General features: G+C 67.0%; 12 protein-coding genes. 6 read left to right on the top strand and 6 right to left on the bottom strand.

Going from position 1 to position 13,556, the window contains the following annotated elements:
* Positions 1–299: 299 nt before the first annotated feature.
* Complete coding sequence (locus AC0IY0_RS15365) at positions 300–1,847, top strand: hypothetical protein (RefSeq protein ID WP_471764438.1); 1,548 nt, start codon at positions 300–302, stop codon at positions 1,845–1,847.
* Between the two features lie 557 nt (positions 1,848–2,404).
* Here AC0IY0_RS15365 and AC0IY0_RS15360 read toward each other — a convergent pair.
* Together AC0IY0_RS15360 and AC0IY0_RS15355 are read right to left on the bottom strand one after the other, a co-directional pair.
* A complete protein-coding gene (locus tag AC0IY0_RS15360; protein ID WP_471764436.1) occupies positions 2,405–3,004 on the bottom strand; it encodes a helix-turn-helix domain-containing protein in 600 nt (199 codons plus the stop codon).
* Positions 3,005–3,500: 496 nt separating this feature from the next.
* Entirely contained in the window at positions 3,501–4,397 is an 897-nt protein-coding gene (locus tag AC0IY0_RS15355; RefSeq protein WP_471764434.1) for a helix-turn-helix domain-containing protein, read from the bottom strand.
* 107 nt (positions 4,398–4,504) lie between these two features.
* Here AC0IY0_RS15355 and AC0IY0_RS15350 point away from each other — a divergent pair, with 107 nt between their 5' ends.
* From AC0IY0_RS15350 to poxB, 4 genes are all read left to right on the top strand, one after another.
* A complete protein-coding gene (locus AC0IY0_RS15350; protein ID WP_471764432.1) occupies positions 4,505–5,983 on the top strand; it encodes a sensor histidine kinase in 1,479 nt (492 codons plus the stop codon).
* Positions 5,976–6,371, top strand: coding sequence for a response regulator (locus AC0IY0_RS15345; protein WP_471764430.1), 396 nt, complete (start codon positions 5,976–5,978; stop codon positions 6,369–6,371). Before AC0IY0_RS15350 ends, AC0IY0_RS15345 begins: the two co-directional genes overlap by 8 nt.
* 477 nt (positions 6,372–6,848) lie before the next feature.
* Positions 6,849–7,685 (top strand): alpha/beta fold hydrolase, encoded by an 837-nt coding sequence (locus AC0IY0_RS15340; RefSeq protein WP_471764613.1) that lies wholly within the window; start codon positions 6,849–6,851, stop codon positions 7,683–7,685.
* A 213-nt stretch (positions 7,686–7,898) separates the two neighbouring features.
* A complete protein-coding gene (gene poxB / locus AC0IY0_RS15335) occupies positions 7,899–9,626 on the top strand; it encodes a ubiquinone-dependent pyruvate dehydrogenase (RefSeq protein ID WP_471764428.1) in 1,728 nt (575 codons plus the stop codon).
* A gap of 1,417 nt (positions 9,627–11,043) precedes the next feature.
* On the opposite strand, the gene AC0IY0_RS15330 is transcribed toward poxB, so the two are convergent.
* From AC0IY0_RS15330 to AC0IY0_RS15320, 3 genes are all read right to left on the bottom strand, one after another.
* The gene (locus AC0IY0_RS15330; protein WP_471764426.1) at positions 11,044–11,520 is read right to left on the bottom strand and encodes a hypothetical protein; all 477 of its coding nucleotides are present in this window, start codon (positions 11,518–11,520) and stop codon (positions 11,044–11,046) included.
* Between the two features lie 62 nt (positions 11,521–11,582).
* Positions 11,583–11,714 (bottom strand): hypothetical protein, encoded by a 132-nt coding sequence (locus AC0IY0_RS15325; RefSeq protein ID WP_471764424.1) that lies wholly within the window; start codon positions 11,712–11,714, stop codon positions 11,583–11,585.
* A gap of 506 nt (positions 11,715–12,220) precedes the next feature.
* Positions 12,221–12,502, bottom strand: a complete 282-nt coding sequence (locus AC0IY0_RS15320) for a hypothetical protein (RefSeq protein WP_471764421.1) — start codon at positions 12,500–12,502, stop codon at positions 12,221–12,223.
* A 67-nt stretch (positions 12,503–12,569) separates the two neighbouring features.
* Between AC0IY0_RS15320 and AC0IY0_RS15315 the strand changes: the two genes are divergently transcribed.
* A complete protein-coding gene (locus AC0IY0_RS15315) occupies positions 12,570–13,169 on the top strand; it encodes a YoaK family protein (RefSeq protein WP_471764418.1) in 600 nt (199 codons plus the stop codon).
* Between the two features lie 75 nt (positions 13,170–13,244).
* Here the strand turns inward: AC0IY0_RS15315 and AC0IY0_RS15310 are convergent, their stop codons facing one another.
* Positions 13,245–13,508, bottom strand: a complete 264-nt coding sequence (locus tag AC0IY0_RS15310) for a hypothetical protein (protein ID WP_471764416.1) — start codon at positions 13,506–13,508, stop codon at positions 13,245–13,247.
* Between the last annotated feature and the right edge of the window lie 48 nt (positions 13,509–13,556).

The following is a 13,556-nucleotide window of genomic DNA, read 5'->3' as shown; positions in this document are numbered from 1 at the left end:
AACAACACAGTCGCGACTCTCAAATCGTATATTCGAGTGCGGACGCCAAACGCCAAGTCAACTTAAGCCGGCGCGCGGGCGTCCGCCGTCATTGAGATTGAACCGGTGCTGGCTCGCGGCTTTCGTCGCCGGATCCCCCACCTCGGAGACCGCTAACTATGCTGCTGCTTCGTCGGCCAACCTCCGGGCTCGCAACACTGGCTGCCTCGATCACGATCGTGGCCCCTCTATCGGCTCATGCTCAAGGCGCCGCCGAGATGGCCGCCCGAATGGATGCCATGCAGCGTCAGATGCAGGCTATGCAGCAAGAGTTGGCCGCCTTACGTCGCCAGTCTGGCGCGCAGCGGGCCGCGATCGCCGGCGAGGCTCGCGAGCGCCGCGTCCTGTCGCGGGAGCAGGCCCGCCTCGCCGTCCGGACCGAACATCAGCAGCGCATCGCCCAGGTCGGCGGTCCCGGCGGCGCGCGGCCGGCCGTCAGCGCGCAGACGCCGATCATCCTCGCCAACGACCTCGCCTGCAATGCTGGAAGCTACGCGCTGGGACCGGCGGTTTGCTTCACGCCAGGAGGCTTCGTCGAGCTTGCGGGTATCTTCCGCAATCCCAATGTCGTTTCGGATGTCGGTACGGACTTCAACGGCATCCCGTTCCGCAACGACCCCCGCTCGCGCGAGAACGAGTTCCGCTTCTCCGCCCGGCAGAGTCGCCTGAGCGGGTTGTTCACCGCGAAAGTCGAACCCACGCTCCAGGTCTCGGGCTATTACGAGTTCGACTTCCTCGGTGCTGGTGTCAATTCCAACTCGCGCGAGAGCAACAGCTATACGCCGCGCATCCGGCAGGTTTTCGCCACCGTCGACGCGCTCGATTCCGGATGGCACATTCTGGCGGGTCAGGCCTGGAGCCTGCTCACCACCGACCTGTCCGGGATCACGCCGCTCAAGGAGCAGATCCCACTCACCATCGACGTGCAATACGTGCCGGGCTTCAACTGGACCCGGAACCCTCAGTTGCGCTTGGTCAAGGACATCGCCCCCGGCCTCTGGGTCGGCCTGTCGGCGGAGTCGCCTCAGAGCGTGCTGCCGCCGGGACCTTTTGCGGCTCCGGCCAACATCAATCTCAGCAACGCCGGCGACCCCATCGGGCAGCTCAACAACACTACCACCTACTCGAACAACAGCGTGCCAGACATCATCGGCAAGCTCGCCATCGAGCCGGGTTTCGGCCACTTCGAGCTCAAGGGACTGGTACGCTTCTTCGACGACAGGCTCACTGCCGCCAACCTTACCTCCTCGACGCGCCTTCCAGGCCGCACCGACACGACGCTCGGCTACGGCATCGGCGGCGCCGCGACCTTGCCGGTGATCGACAAGCGCCTGGACCTCCAGGTGAGCGGCCTCGTCGGCCAGGGCATCGGCCGCTACGGCTCGGCGCAGTTGCCGGACTTCGCTCTGAAGACCGACGGCTCGGTCGCTCCGATCCCGGCCTTCCAGTTGCTCGCCGGCGCGGTGGCCCACGTACAGCCTGGCACGGACGTCTTTGTCTATGCCGGATGGGAGCACGCCGCCCGCGCGGGCGCGTTGAACGCCACGGGCTACGGATCGCCGAGCCTGGTGGTGACAGGCTGCAATGTCGAGGGTGCCGCGAGCGGGACTTGCCAGGCGGAGACTCGCGACATCCGCCAGATCACGGGCGGATTCTGGCACGACCTCTACAAGGGCGATTTCGGGCGCCTCGTGGCGGGCGCACAGGTTTCCTATACCGAGCGGGACGCCTTCCGTGGCGCGCAGGGCATCCAGCCCTCGAACCACCTGGTCACTGGGCTGACCTCGCTACGGTACTATCCATTCTGAGCCACCACCGCATCAGGTCGATCGACCCAAGGTGTAAGCATGGACGATCGAGCACTTGTGGTTCAGCGATGCCAGATGGCGAGGAGTTGGAGCGCGGCAGCCAACGCGCCGAGCGCGCGGCCCAAGTCGACCGCGACTGTCAAGCCGCCCGCGCCTCCTTGGGGCGGGCGGCAAACCTGTTTTTAACTGGAACAAAGGTGCCTTCCAGGCTGGCCTGGGTCCGGTCGGTTGCGCCCGCCGCATGCAAGCGCTCCAACAGTACCTGGCGCAGGTGGGCCGACACGCCGCCCGCCCGCCCGGCACGTAGCCGCCGCGAGTAACTCACCCTGCTCCCGCGGCCCATCCCGCTTGGCGGCATCACCCTGTGAAAGTTGGAGCGCAGCAGGAATGGGACGCTGGTCGGCGCAGCTTGGTTTTCGATCGACCGTCTTCCTGCCGTGGGCGGGGTGGCGGGAAAGGCGGCGCAATCTCCATCCAGGGATCATTCTGGAGAAGCGAACGAGCCATCAGGACCATCGCTCGGCCGATCCCTTCCCTGCCCACCCTCTCGGTTGCTCTTAGGGCCGGATTTCAGCGGCAGGATCCGGCTCGATGGACCGGCGCCAACGGCCTGGGCTCATCCGCTCCGCACGAGCAAAGACACGGGTGAAATGACTTTGATCGGCGAAGCCGCAGGCGAACGCGATGTCACCCAACGACAAGTCACGCAATTGCATCAGGTCCTTGGCCCGGGCGACGCGTTGCTGCACGAGCCAGGCATGGGGGGAGACGCCTGTGGAGCAACGGAAGGCGCGGGCGAAGTGGCTGGGCGAGAGGCCGCACGCCGTCGCGACGACGGGTATGCTCAGGGATTGGGTGAGTGAGGCGCGCATTCGCTCCTGGGCGCGCTTGAGTTGCCATGGTGCCAGGCCGCCGCGCGCCGGCTCTACTTCATTCCCAAGGGTTGCATGAGTTCCGAGGAGATGAGCCGCCATGGCGCGGCCAAGCTGATTTCGAAACACCGTCGCCCCTCGATCCGCCCGATCGAGGGTCGCAGCCGCGCGCACCGCCAGTTCGCGGATGGTGTCATCGGTCAGTCGGCTGCCGCACGCCTCGGCCAGCGCATCGAGGGGAGTGGCCGGGCCGGCTCGAAAGCAGGCGGCGACATCCTCGAGCAACGCCCTGTGGAGGGCGATGTGGATTGCTCGGGGCGGCAGCGTGACGGATAGGGCCTTCCGTAGGTCCAGGAGCAGAACGTCGCCCCGCGGAGACCGGTCGGCGTCCAGGGCGGACCCACCGCGTCGCCGCTCCATGGCACAAGCGGTCGGCAACACCTGCACGAGGAGCACCTCGCATTGCGCGTTCGTTAGCGTGACCGCCGATGTCTCGGCTGGGAAGACAAGGATGTCAGTCGCGCAGGACCGCGTCTCTGTCCACTCCTGCAAGCTTTTGCCGGTTGCCCGGGGCGCGCGGCGGGACGGCACGGCTCCACGCGCGCGCGCGCGCGATTCCGCCAGCTGTAGGATAACTCCCCTTGTATCAAGACGTGAGCTAGATACCTCAAGCATCGCGGTCTCTCCTGTCACTACAGGAAAAACATTAATCCCTCACAATGCCGAGATCTTTCTTAGGATTGCTGCAATTTTTGTTGATCTTGCTCTTACCATAAGGCGGCTAACCAAAAAGCTTGCGATACTCGGACGGTGTGCAGCCCTTGGCTCGCTTGAAAGCCGTGCCGAACGCGGCTTGGCTCGAGAAGCCTGACTTCAGGGCGACGTCGAGGACCGAGGTCCTCCGGTCGACCAAAAGCCGGCAGGCGCATTCCAGCCGCTCCGCGCTGACGAAGCCGTGGGGCGTCTGCCCGGTGACGCGCTTGAACATACGGGCGAAGTGGAATGGGCTTAGGCACGCCACTTCGGCGAGTTCGACGATGGATAGGTCGCGGTCGAGGTTGTCGCGGATGAAGCTAATGGCGCGCTGGATGCGGTCCGGGCACGCACCATCCTCCCGCGCTGAATATGCCGTATCCGGTCGGTCATGCCCGTAGGCTTGGGCGATCCGCGCCGTGAGCGTCAGCGCCGCACTCTCCACCATCATACGCCCGGCCGAGGTCTCCTGGACCAGCTCGCCGAGGATCGACAGGCCGATCTGGCGGATCAGCGGGTCCTGGACATCGGCGAGGTAGCGCACTGCGTCGGCCCGGATCCGGGCGTCGCCGTAGAAGTCCGCCAGGGCGTCGAAGCGGTCGGTCGGCAGGTAGATGTGCAGGATTTCGTTGAGGGGCGCGGAGATGTTGATGTCATCCTCGCCCACGCCCGTGGGGCATAGCCAGATCGTCCCCGCCTCCACTGTGGTTTGCTGCCGGACGCCCGCACCCTTGCGGCTCACCCGAGCGCCCGCGCTGCGCCGCGTCGCCAGGGTGACCTCCATCTGCGTCGGCACGATCGCCGGCAGGTCTCCCGCGGGATGGGAGCGGAATTCGGCCGCCACGCCGCGCCAGCCCCGGTCGCGCGAGGAGGCAAGGAGTCCGGCCTTGGGGAACTTGATGATCCCGTGACGGTGCAAATCCATGCTCGCAACATGCAATGCACGGTCTGATTGCGCCATTATACAAGCGTATCGCGGATGGGCAGCACGGGGCGGCGCCCTGACTCGTCGGACCGTTTTGGATCAGTGTAATGCGGCAGGTTTTCTCTCGCTGGCCGGGTTTGGTCCAGACGGTGCCCCCGGACGCCGGGGCGGACGACCTGCCAGCCTGGATGCAGGCCATCCCGCCCCGGGCGTCCGCGATCCCGAACGAGGATTTCGCCCCGGCCGGCCTGTGGGTCGGCGTCCCGTGCGCCACGGCCTTCCTGGCGGGATCGGCGATGGCCTCCGGCGGCGGCGCCATCCCGGCCCTCGGCGTCGGCCTCGCGGCACTCGCGGCGGTCGCGGCCGTCCGCCAACTCGTAGCGCTCCGGCGGGAAAACCGACGGGCGCGGGACAGCTTCGACGCGATCTACGAGCGATCCGGCATCTCGATCTGGCGCGAGGACTGGACGGCCGTGACCGAGGTCATCATCGCCCTGCGGCGGGCCGGCATCGACGACATCGAACGCCACTTCGCCAATTGTCCCGATGAACTCCGTGCACTGCGCGCCAAGGTCCTCATCACGGATGTGAACGCCTTCACCCTCGAGGAGACCGGTGCGCCCGGCAAGGACGCCTATCTCGGCTCCCTTGACCGGCTGCTGCCCGACACCGACCAGACTTTCGTGCAATGGCTCGTCGCGTTCGCGCGGGGGGACCGCTACTTCCGCTCGGAAGCCCACATCATGGGCGCCGATGGGCGTGAACGCGATACGCTGTTCACCGCGACGCTGCCGCAGGATCGCGCGGGCTTCTCCGACGTGATCGTTACCTCCCTCGACGTCACCGCCTTCAAGCGGACCCAGGCCCATCTCGCGGCAGCCGACACGGAACTCGCTCGAACCTCGCGGATCACCACGGTCGGGGCGCTCAGCGCCTCCATCGCTCACGAGGTCAACTCGCCTCTGGCCGCGATACTCGCCAACGCCCAGGCGGCCCTGCGCTGGCTCAGGCGTCCCGAGCCGGACGTGGCCGAGGCCTCGTTAGCGCTCGATGACGTGGTCGCCGAGGCGACCCGTGCCCGCGACGTCGTCGCCCGGACCCGGTCGTACCTCAGCAACGCGCCGCGAACCATCGCCCCGATCGATCTCGTCCAAGCCTCGCGGGACGCCAACATCCTGGTGGAGCGCGAGATCCGCAGCCACGGCGCCACGATCCACCTCGCCGCCGAGGATGGGATACCGCCCGTGCCGGCGGATCTGATCCAGGTGCAGCAGATTTTCGTCAACCTGCTGGTCAATGCGGCCCAGGCCATGGCGGAATCGCGGGGCCCGAAGGACATCACGATCGCGATCCGCCGGGCCACCACGGCCGTCGCGGTCGACGTGGTCGACACGGGCCCGGGGATCGAGCCCGAACGACGCGCGCGCATTTTCGAACCCTTCCACTCGACCAAGGTTGGCGGGATGGGGATGGGACTGGCCATCTGCCGGAACCTGATCGATGCACACGGGGGGGAGATCTGGGTCGACGCCGCTCCCGGCGGTGGCGCGGCCTTCCACTTCACGCTGCCGCTCGCCCATGACTGAACGCGTCACGCGCGGACCCGTCGTCGCCATCGTCGACGACGACCCATCGATCCGCTCCGCCCTCCACCGCCTCACGCGCGCGCTCGGATACGAGGCCATCATGTTCGACGGGGCGGAGCCGCTGCTCGCCGAGCTCGACGAGGTCGAGATCGCGCTCGTCGTGACGGACGTGCAGATGCCGGGCCTGAACGGCCTCGAACTCCTCCGGATCCTGGCCAAGCGGCGGCCGGGCCTACCGGTCATGCTGATGACCGCCTACCCGAACGAGGCGTCGCACCAGCGGGCGCTCGCGCTCGGAGCCCTGGCGTATTGCGCGAAACCGTTCGAGGCGGAGCACTTCGAGCGCACCTTGGCCGCCGTGCTCGGGCCGCCCCCATGTTCGCGTTGAGCCCACGGGCAGCCCACGGGAAGGTGAGCCGAACGGCCCCGGGCCGGCCTCCGGCCCGACCCGCCCCACCCCGCCGGAACGGTGCTCGGCGCGACGGTCCACGCCCTTGACGGCGTTCCGCCACCCTTGGAACGTCCAGAGCAGATCCGCAGGCCGGCCTGAACGCCGCCAAGCCTGGAAACCGCAGGCCTCCTTCGACGGCCGGTGCGTCCGGGACAACCGTGCCAAGCGCCACCGCCCGGCCCCATGCACATGCGTCCCGCAGAACTTTGGGTCCGGCCGCCGAGCGCTCCGGTCCCGATGACCAACCCGCTCGGCGTCACCGCCCCGCGGCGCCGGCCGACCGATGCGATATCCGCAGCAATTGCGAAATCGCGAGGCTTTCGTTCAAGCGAACGGGGCTGGTATGCCGTAACCCCGTGGTCAAACGTCCGGTGAGATGGCGCACGCACGGCCGGATCGCGCATGGAGATCGGCATGGCCACCGTTACGACCAGGGACGGCACGGAAATCTACTACAAGGACTGGGGTTCAAAGGACGCCCGGCCCATCGTGTTCCACCATGGCTGGCCACTCTCGTCGGACGATTGGGATGCGCAAATGCTGTTCTTCATCCAGAACGGCTACCGTGTCGTGGCCCATGATCGTCGCGGTCACGGTCGGTCCGCGCAGGTCTCGGAAGGGCACGACATGGACCACTACGCGGCTGACGCCGCCGCCGTCGTGGAGCATCTCGATCTCAGGGACGCCGTCCATATCGGCCACTCCACGGGCGGCGGCGAGGTCGCCCGCTACGTCGCCAAGTTCGGCCAGCCGCAGGGGCGCGTCGCCCTCGCGGTACTGGTCAGCGCCGTGCCGCCGCTGATGCTCAGGACCGACGCCAACCCAGAAGGCTTGCCGCTCGCGGTCTTCGACGGATTCCGTGACGCGCTCGCCGCCAATCGCGCCCAGTTCTACCTCGATGTAGCGGGCGGCCCGTTCTACGGCTTCAACCGCGACGGCGCTAAAGCCATTCCCGGCGTGATCCAGAATTGGTGGCGACAGGGGATGATGGGCAGCGCCAAAGCGCATTACGAGGGCATCAAGGCCTTCTCGGAGACCGATCAGGCCGAGGACCTCAAGGCGATCACCGTGCCGACGTTAGTGCTGCACGGCGAGGACGATCAAATCGTGCCGATCGCGGACGCGTCGCTGAAGTCGATCAAGCTTTTGAGGAATGGCACCCTAAAGACCTTTCCCGGCTACCCGCACGGCATGCTGACCGTGCATGCCGACGTCCTCAACGCCGCCCTGCTCGATTTCGTGAAGGGCTGATCCGCCCCGAGGCCATCGGTTGCGATTGCTCGAGGACCCGACCGTTGCGCGTTCGCCCCGCAACGGCGACCGCGTACCCGGACGGGGACGGCGGGGCGGATCGCCCCGACCGGATCCCTGCCCCGCAGACGATGACCGATCGCGGCTCGGCCGAAGCGTGAAGCGGCCGAGCCCATTCTCCCGAAGACGTTGTATCATCCCAAGAGGCCGTCCATGAGCATGAAGGTCGCCGATCTGTTCGTCCGGGCCCTGGCGCAGGCCGGCGTGAAGCGCATCTACGGGGTGGTCGGCGACAGCCTAAACGGCCTGACCGAGTCCCTGCGGCAGGACGGCTCGATCGCCTGGATCCACACCCGTCACGAGGAGAGCGCCGCCTTCGCGGCCGGCGCCGAGGCGCACCTAACCGGCGAGCTCGCGGTCTGCGCCGGCTCCTGCGGGCCCGGCAACCTGCACCTCATCAACGGCCTGTTCGACGCGCACCGCTCCCGCGTGCCCGTGCTGGCCATCGCAGCGCAGATCCCGTCGGCCGAGATCGGCCGGGGCTATTTTCAGGAGACCCACCCCCAGAACCTGTTCCAGGAATGCAGCCACTACTGCGAGCTGGTCTCCTCGCCGGCCCAGCTACCAGGCGTGATCGAGACCGCGATCCGCGTCGCCATCGCCGAGCGCGGGGTAGCCGTGGTGGTGATCCCCGGCGATGTCGGGCTCATGGCAATGCCGGGTGGGGCGCCCGCACTTTCCGCCGCCCTGGTGCCGCCACCTGCCGTGGTCCGGCCGCGCGACGCCGACCTCGACGCGCTCGCCGAGATGCTCAATGGAGCCGGGCGCGTGACCCTGTTCTGCGGCCGCGGCTGCGCCGGCGCCCATGCGGAGTTGCTGCAACTCGCCGAGGCGCTGAAGGCCCCGGTGGTCCATGCGCTCGGCGGCAAGGAGCACGTCGAGTGGGACAACCCGTACGACGTCGGCATGACCGGCTTGATCGGTTTCCCCTCGGGCTACCGGGCGATGCTGAATTGCGACACCCTGCTACTGCTCGGCACCGGCTTCCCCTACCGCCAGTTCTACCCTGAAGACGCCACGGTCGCTCAAATTGACCTGCGGGCCGAGAGCCTTGGGCGCCACTGCCGGATCGACCTCGGCCTGATCGGCGACGTCGGCGCGACCATCACGGCGCTGCTGCCGAAGCTGCAGGCGAAGACCGACCGGGCGCATCTCGACGACAGCCTCACCCATTACCGCAAGGCCCGCGCCGGGCTCGACGCCCTGGCGGTGGGCAAGCCCGGCGGCAAGATCCACCCGCAATATGTCGCCCGGACCCTGAGCGAGGCGGCCTCCGAGGACGCGGTGTTCACCTTCGATGTCGGCACGCCAACGATCTGGGCGGCGCGCTACCTCGCGATGAACGGCAAGCGCCGGCTGATCGGCTCGCTCAACCACGGCTCCATGGCCAACGCCCTGCCGCAGGCGATCGGCGCGCAGGCGGCCTATCCCGGACGGCAGGTCATCTCGTTCTCCGGCGATGGCGGCTTCGCCATGCTGATGGGAGACTTGCTGACCCTCAACCAGCACAAGCTGCCGGTGAAGGTCGTGGTGCTCAACAACGGCACGCTCGGCTTCGTCGAGATGGAGATGAAGGCCGCGGGCTTCCTCGATAATGACGTGACACTCGTAAACCCCGATTTCGCCGCCATGGCCCGCGGAGCGGGCATCTTCGCCTGCCGTGTCGAGGATCCGGCCGATCTACCGGACGCGATGCAGGCGCTGCTGGCCCACGACGGGCCGGCCCTGCTCGACGTGGTCTCGGCTCGCCAGGAACTGGCTATGCCGCCGAAGATCGGCGTAGAGCAGGCCATGGGTTTCGGACTGTGGCTCGCCAAAGCGGTCATCGACGGACGCGGAACCGAGATCATCGATCTCGCGAAGACCAACCTTTGGCGATAAGGCGAACAGGCCAGTTGCCCGCGTCGCTGACCCGGGCATCGGGCTCACGTGGTATCGTCGGTGATGCTCCCGACGTCCAATGCGTCCTGGCTTGCTCGTTGCCGATATCGTCGCCCGCCGGCTTCAACTTCGCCTGACGCGACACAACTCGAAAATTTGTGATTTAACCCCCAATCTAAACGAGATAGAGGGGCCGCAGGACTCGCAACGAGCCGGCCATCAACCACCATACCTTGGTATAATGGATCAAGATAGAAAGACGTTCGATAGTTAATCGTACGGATCTTGATTTTAGTACTTGCTGCACACTGCATTCGATCCGGCATATACTCGGTTCCGTTGACCAAATTTGCAGGAGCTAGACTCGCATGAAAAGCGTTTTTCCGGCCGCTCTGGCCCTGGCGATGTTGGCGGGACCGGTCCTCGCCCAGGGCAATTCGCCCTACAACCACTCCGGGCCACAGGCGGGCGGACCACTCGCTGGGCAGGAGCGCGAAATGGGTGCTTCGGGAGGCACGCCTGCGGTTGATCCTGTACGGCCGGCACAGCCGGTTGCGAAGACAAAGGGACGGAAGCATTTGAAGCGACGGAGCGCCGTGTAGGCAGCTTGGTCGGCTCCCGCCACGGCAAATCCGATCGCCCAAGGGGGGAGCCAGCCCCTTCCCGGCCCGGACATCCGCGATGCTCGGAATCGCCTGATGCCGATATCAGCCGTCGACTTGTGCCGCGCGACGGCCTCCATTCGCGGGAAGTTTCATCCCGTAAATCCGGCCGAGGAGCGCCGTACTCGCACACCCGTCCCCAAGGATCAGGCCAGGGCAAACCGTCGAACTCGATTCAGGTGCGCGCATGTCGGGCAAATGGCGCCCGCTCGAATACCGACTGGCGGGAGTGCTCGCCCCGCCTTGAGCGTTGCTTTGCCGCGCCCGATGGCACATTCCGAGCCGGGGATTGCCCTGACCCAGCAGACTTGCCAAGCCATCTTCCCGGGGCCTGCGCATGCGGGTCATGGTAGAGTCAGCTTGGATGTCCTGCGGCGAACGCCGACGCCGTACATCCTTGGCTGAGCGGCCACGACGCGGTCGCGGATCAAAGGCGGGGCCGTCACCTCTCCATCCCATGCAGCCCGCGGCGACAGCCCGCGGCAACGCGCGTCAGGCCAAGCCTTCGGCGCGGATGAAGGCACGCCCATCTTCCAAACCGAATGGCAGAGCCTTCGCCGCGACGCGCCGAGCCGCTCGCGTGGCTCGCGTCATCCGGATCCAGGGGGCCAAAGCAGTGTGGAGCGGGACGTCGCCCCCGCTGGCAAACCGGTTATGCCCGAGGCCAGATCGGGGACCAGCCGCCCCGTGGATCGACGAAGCTTCTTGGATTGGGGGGTATCGGTCAGGTCGGCGGCACCGCTGTCGCCTCGCCGTCAGTGAGACATGTCCTGGAACACGCATGTCGGCCCGGTGTCGGTGTAGCCGGCCGGGCAGGAACGGACGCATGCGCCGGCGGCAAGCTTGAGCGGAGGTTGGCAGGAGGTTGCCCAGGAGGATGCCTGCGAGTTCGCGGGACCGGGATGGGCCGCCAGCATGCCGAAGACGAGAAGGCCGCACCATCGACCGCGCACGGCTTGAATGCCAGCCGCGACCGGCAGGAGCGGTCCCGCGATGGGGCGCCGCTCGTTTGCCGGATCATCTCGGCTGCGGCACGCGCCCCCCGTATCGGGCATTCGCGACGACCACCCCGAAAGATCCTCGGTTCTGGCAGGACGGCCCCCGCGCCGGGCGACCGGGCGGTGGGCAGCAAGCCTGATCCGCGAACAGCAGACCGCGTCCTGGCCGGACACCTTGGGCACGGCCTGGTGCGCCGCGGCATCAATGACGGGCATCGTTTCGTTGTTCGTCATGCGTTGCCTCCCACCTCCCGGTTCCGCCTCGATCGCGAAAGGCAGGGACCGCCCCGCGACGGTCAAACGATCCTCGCCCCGGGAACCTCGACCACCGGCGTCAGCCGGGTCGACGCCATCGGCCCCGCGCCGGCGGGGTCGCCCGGGCTCTGCACGTCGAGGTCCTGCATGTCGGGAATTCTCAGGCGGGACACGACCCTCGAGACGGCGCCATGCAAAGGGCTCGATTGAATCCCGTACGGGAGCCTGGATGGGACGTCGGCGAAGCTCAGGCCGATTCCGATGTCGGACGGCAGGTTGGGCGAGCTTCCGTTCATTGTTCGTAGAGGCTCCCGACGCGCTCGAGCCCGAGTGAGTTGCCATAAGATTTGGATTCGGCGAAGGAAACCTTCGTATAGTATGGCGATCGATCGCGGATCGAGCACCTGTTGCCGGCTGTCGGCCCGGAGCATTGCCGCTCTTCCGCCTCTGAAAAAGCGATCTCTTCTGTCGATCGTGTCGTCGAGGATGACTGAAGACCGATGCGGGGTCCGCGTTCGACATGAACAGGCCGGCTTCGTGATCTCACCGCACGTAACCAGCGGAAACAGGATACGTGGTGCCACCATCGTCTCGCCGTGCAGGTGAGGAACGACGATCGGGCGAGACGCCCGGGCTGATGTGGGACGGCCGGAGTTAGCGGGATGCGGCGGCAAAGTCGTCAGGTCGTTGCCGGCCGCGATAGTCGACAATTGCCGCCTGGAAGCATTTCCAACCTGGCGTTTTGGCAGGGCACCCGCCTCAATTTCTGGCGCGAAATAGACAAGATTGGCTCGCCGAGAAGTATCAGGGAGGCAAAAAATTCTATATCCCAGCCATTGGCATGCGATGTTTGTTCCGGGGCCAGGAACGGATGCACGATCTCGCAGACATGAATCAGCAGTCCAGGCCCGGACTCGCGCTCGAGGCTTGTGCTCGCCTCCGGCGGCTTGGAGACGATCATGCGGCCCACGAGTGGCCCTAACCCGGGCCAGCAAGTCGAGTGGGAGGACCTGAGCCGGGCCTCCCTCATGACAGCGCTCGCCGGCTTCGTCGACGCCGTCGGCTATGCTGCCACGGGTCACCTGTACCTGTCGTTCATGAGCGGCAACAGCACACAGTTCGGCATGGCACTCGTCCGCGGCGACGCGCACGCGATAGGCTGGGCTGGCGCGGTGATCGCCACGTTCGTGCTGGGGGCGTTCCTGGGATCGCTAGGCGTTGCCGTCGAGGCAATGGTCAGGCTTCCGATTGTGCTGGCCGGCGAACTTCTGTGCTTCGTCGGGGCGTGGATGCTTCTCGGTCCTTGGAGCGCCGAGGCGGCGCTGCTGTTCGCGCCCCTTGCGATGGGCATGCAGAACGCCATTCGCACGTCCGTCGCCGGGGAGGCGATCGGCAGGAGCTTCGTGACGGGCGCCCTGTTTGGCGTGGGCAATGCCCTGGCCCGTGCCTGCCTCGGCCGCGCACGCTTGGCCGAGGCTGCGGCCGAGACCGCCTCCTGGTTGGCCTTCATCGTAGGCGTGACCTGCGGCGCGTTCGCCATCGGCGCACTTGGCCTAGCCAGCGCCCTCATCGCGGCGGCATCCGTCGTCGCCGCCCTCATGGGGCTGTCGGTCATGTGGAGGCGGTAGGCCGACGGCATGACCAGCGCCCGCCCAGCGATCGCGGACATGCGACGGCAAGGCGCGGCCGTCGTCCCCACACCGCTACCGCGGCCCGCAGCCGATGCAGATCCCACTCTCGATGCGCTCATCCTCCAACTCCTCGCGCGAGCGCCGATCCGGATTGTGCCGCCACGTCGGGCTCGCATCGCGGCTCGGGGGCCTCGTCACGCCCGCAGCCGTCGTGTTCGGGGCGGTCACCGTCGAGAGCGGGCCGCCGCCAACACCAGTCAGGTCCGCCTGCGCCAGGGCCGTCGCGGGCAGGCCCAGAAGAACGAGCGCGGCGAGCGAGGGAAGTCTTATGGTCATCTTGAGTCTCCATGCTGCGGGGATTGCGTATGTGGACCGAGGGTCCGC

The sequence above is a fragment of the Methylobacterium sp. AC315 genome (assembly GCF_979253755.1).
Note: the sequence above shows the minus strand (reverse complement) of the source record. Positions and strands in the feature narration are given on the sequence as shown.

Excerpts from the sequence above, each read along its gene's own strand:
- AC0IY0_RS15315 (WP_471764418.1), top strand. The coding sequence starts at position 12,570 with ATGACAGCGCTCGCCGGCTTCGTCGACGCCGTCGGCTATGCTGCCACG.
- AC0IY0_RS15350 (WP_471764432.1), top strand. The coding sequence starts at position 4,505 with ATGCGGCAGGTTTTCTCTCGCTGGCCGGGTTTGGTCCAGACGGTGCCC.
- AC0IY0_RS15330 (WP_471764426.1), bottom strand. The coding sequence starts at position 11,520 with ATGACGAACAACGAAACGATGCCCGTCATTGATGCCGCGGCGCACCAG.
- AC0IY0_RS15310 (WP_471764416.1), bottom strand. The coding sequence starts at position 13,508 with ATGACCATAAGACTTCCCTCGCTCGCCGCGCTCGTTCTTCTGGGCCTG.
- poxB (WP_471764428.1), top strand. The coding sequence starts at position 7,899 with ATGAGCATGAAGGTCGCCGATCTGTTCGTCCGGGCCCTGGCGCAGGCC.
- AC0IY0_RS15320 (WP_471764421.1), bottom strand. The coding sequence starts at position 12,502 with ATGATCGTCTCCAAGCCGCCGGAGGCGAGCACAAGCCTCGAGCGCGAG.
- AC0IY0_RS15340 (WP_471764613.1), top strand. The coding sequence starts at position 6,849 with ATGGCCACCGTTACGACCAGGGACGGCACGGAAATCTACTACAAGGAC.
- AC0IY0_RS15345 (WP_471764430.1), top strand. The coding sequence starts at position 5,976 with ATGACTGAACGCGTCACGCGCGGACCCGTCGTCGCCATCGTCGACGAC.
- AC0IY0_RS15355 (WP_471764434.1), bottom strand. The coding sequence starts at position 4,397 with ATGGATTTGCACCGTCACGGGATCATCAAGTTCCCCAAGGCCGGACTC.
- AC0IY0_RS15365 (WP_471764438.1), top strand. The coding sequence starts at position 300 with ATGCAGCAAGAGTTGGCCGCCTTACGTCGCCAGTCTGGCGCGCAGCGG.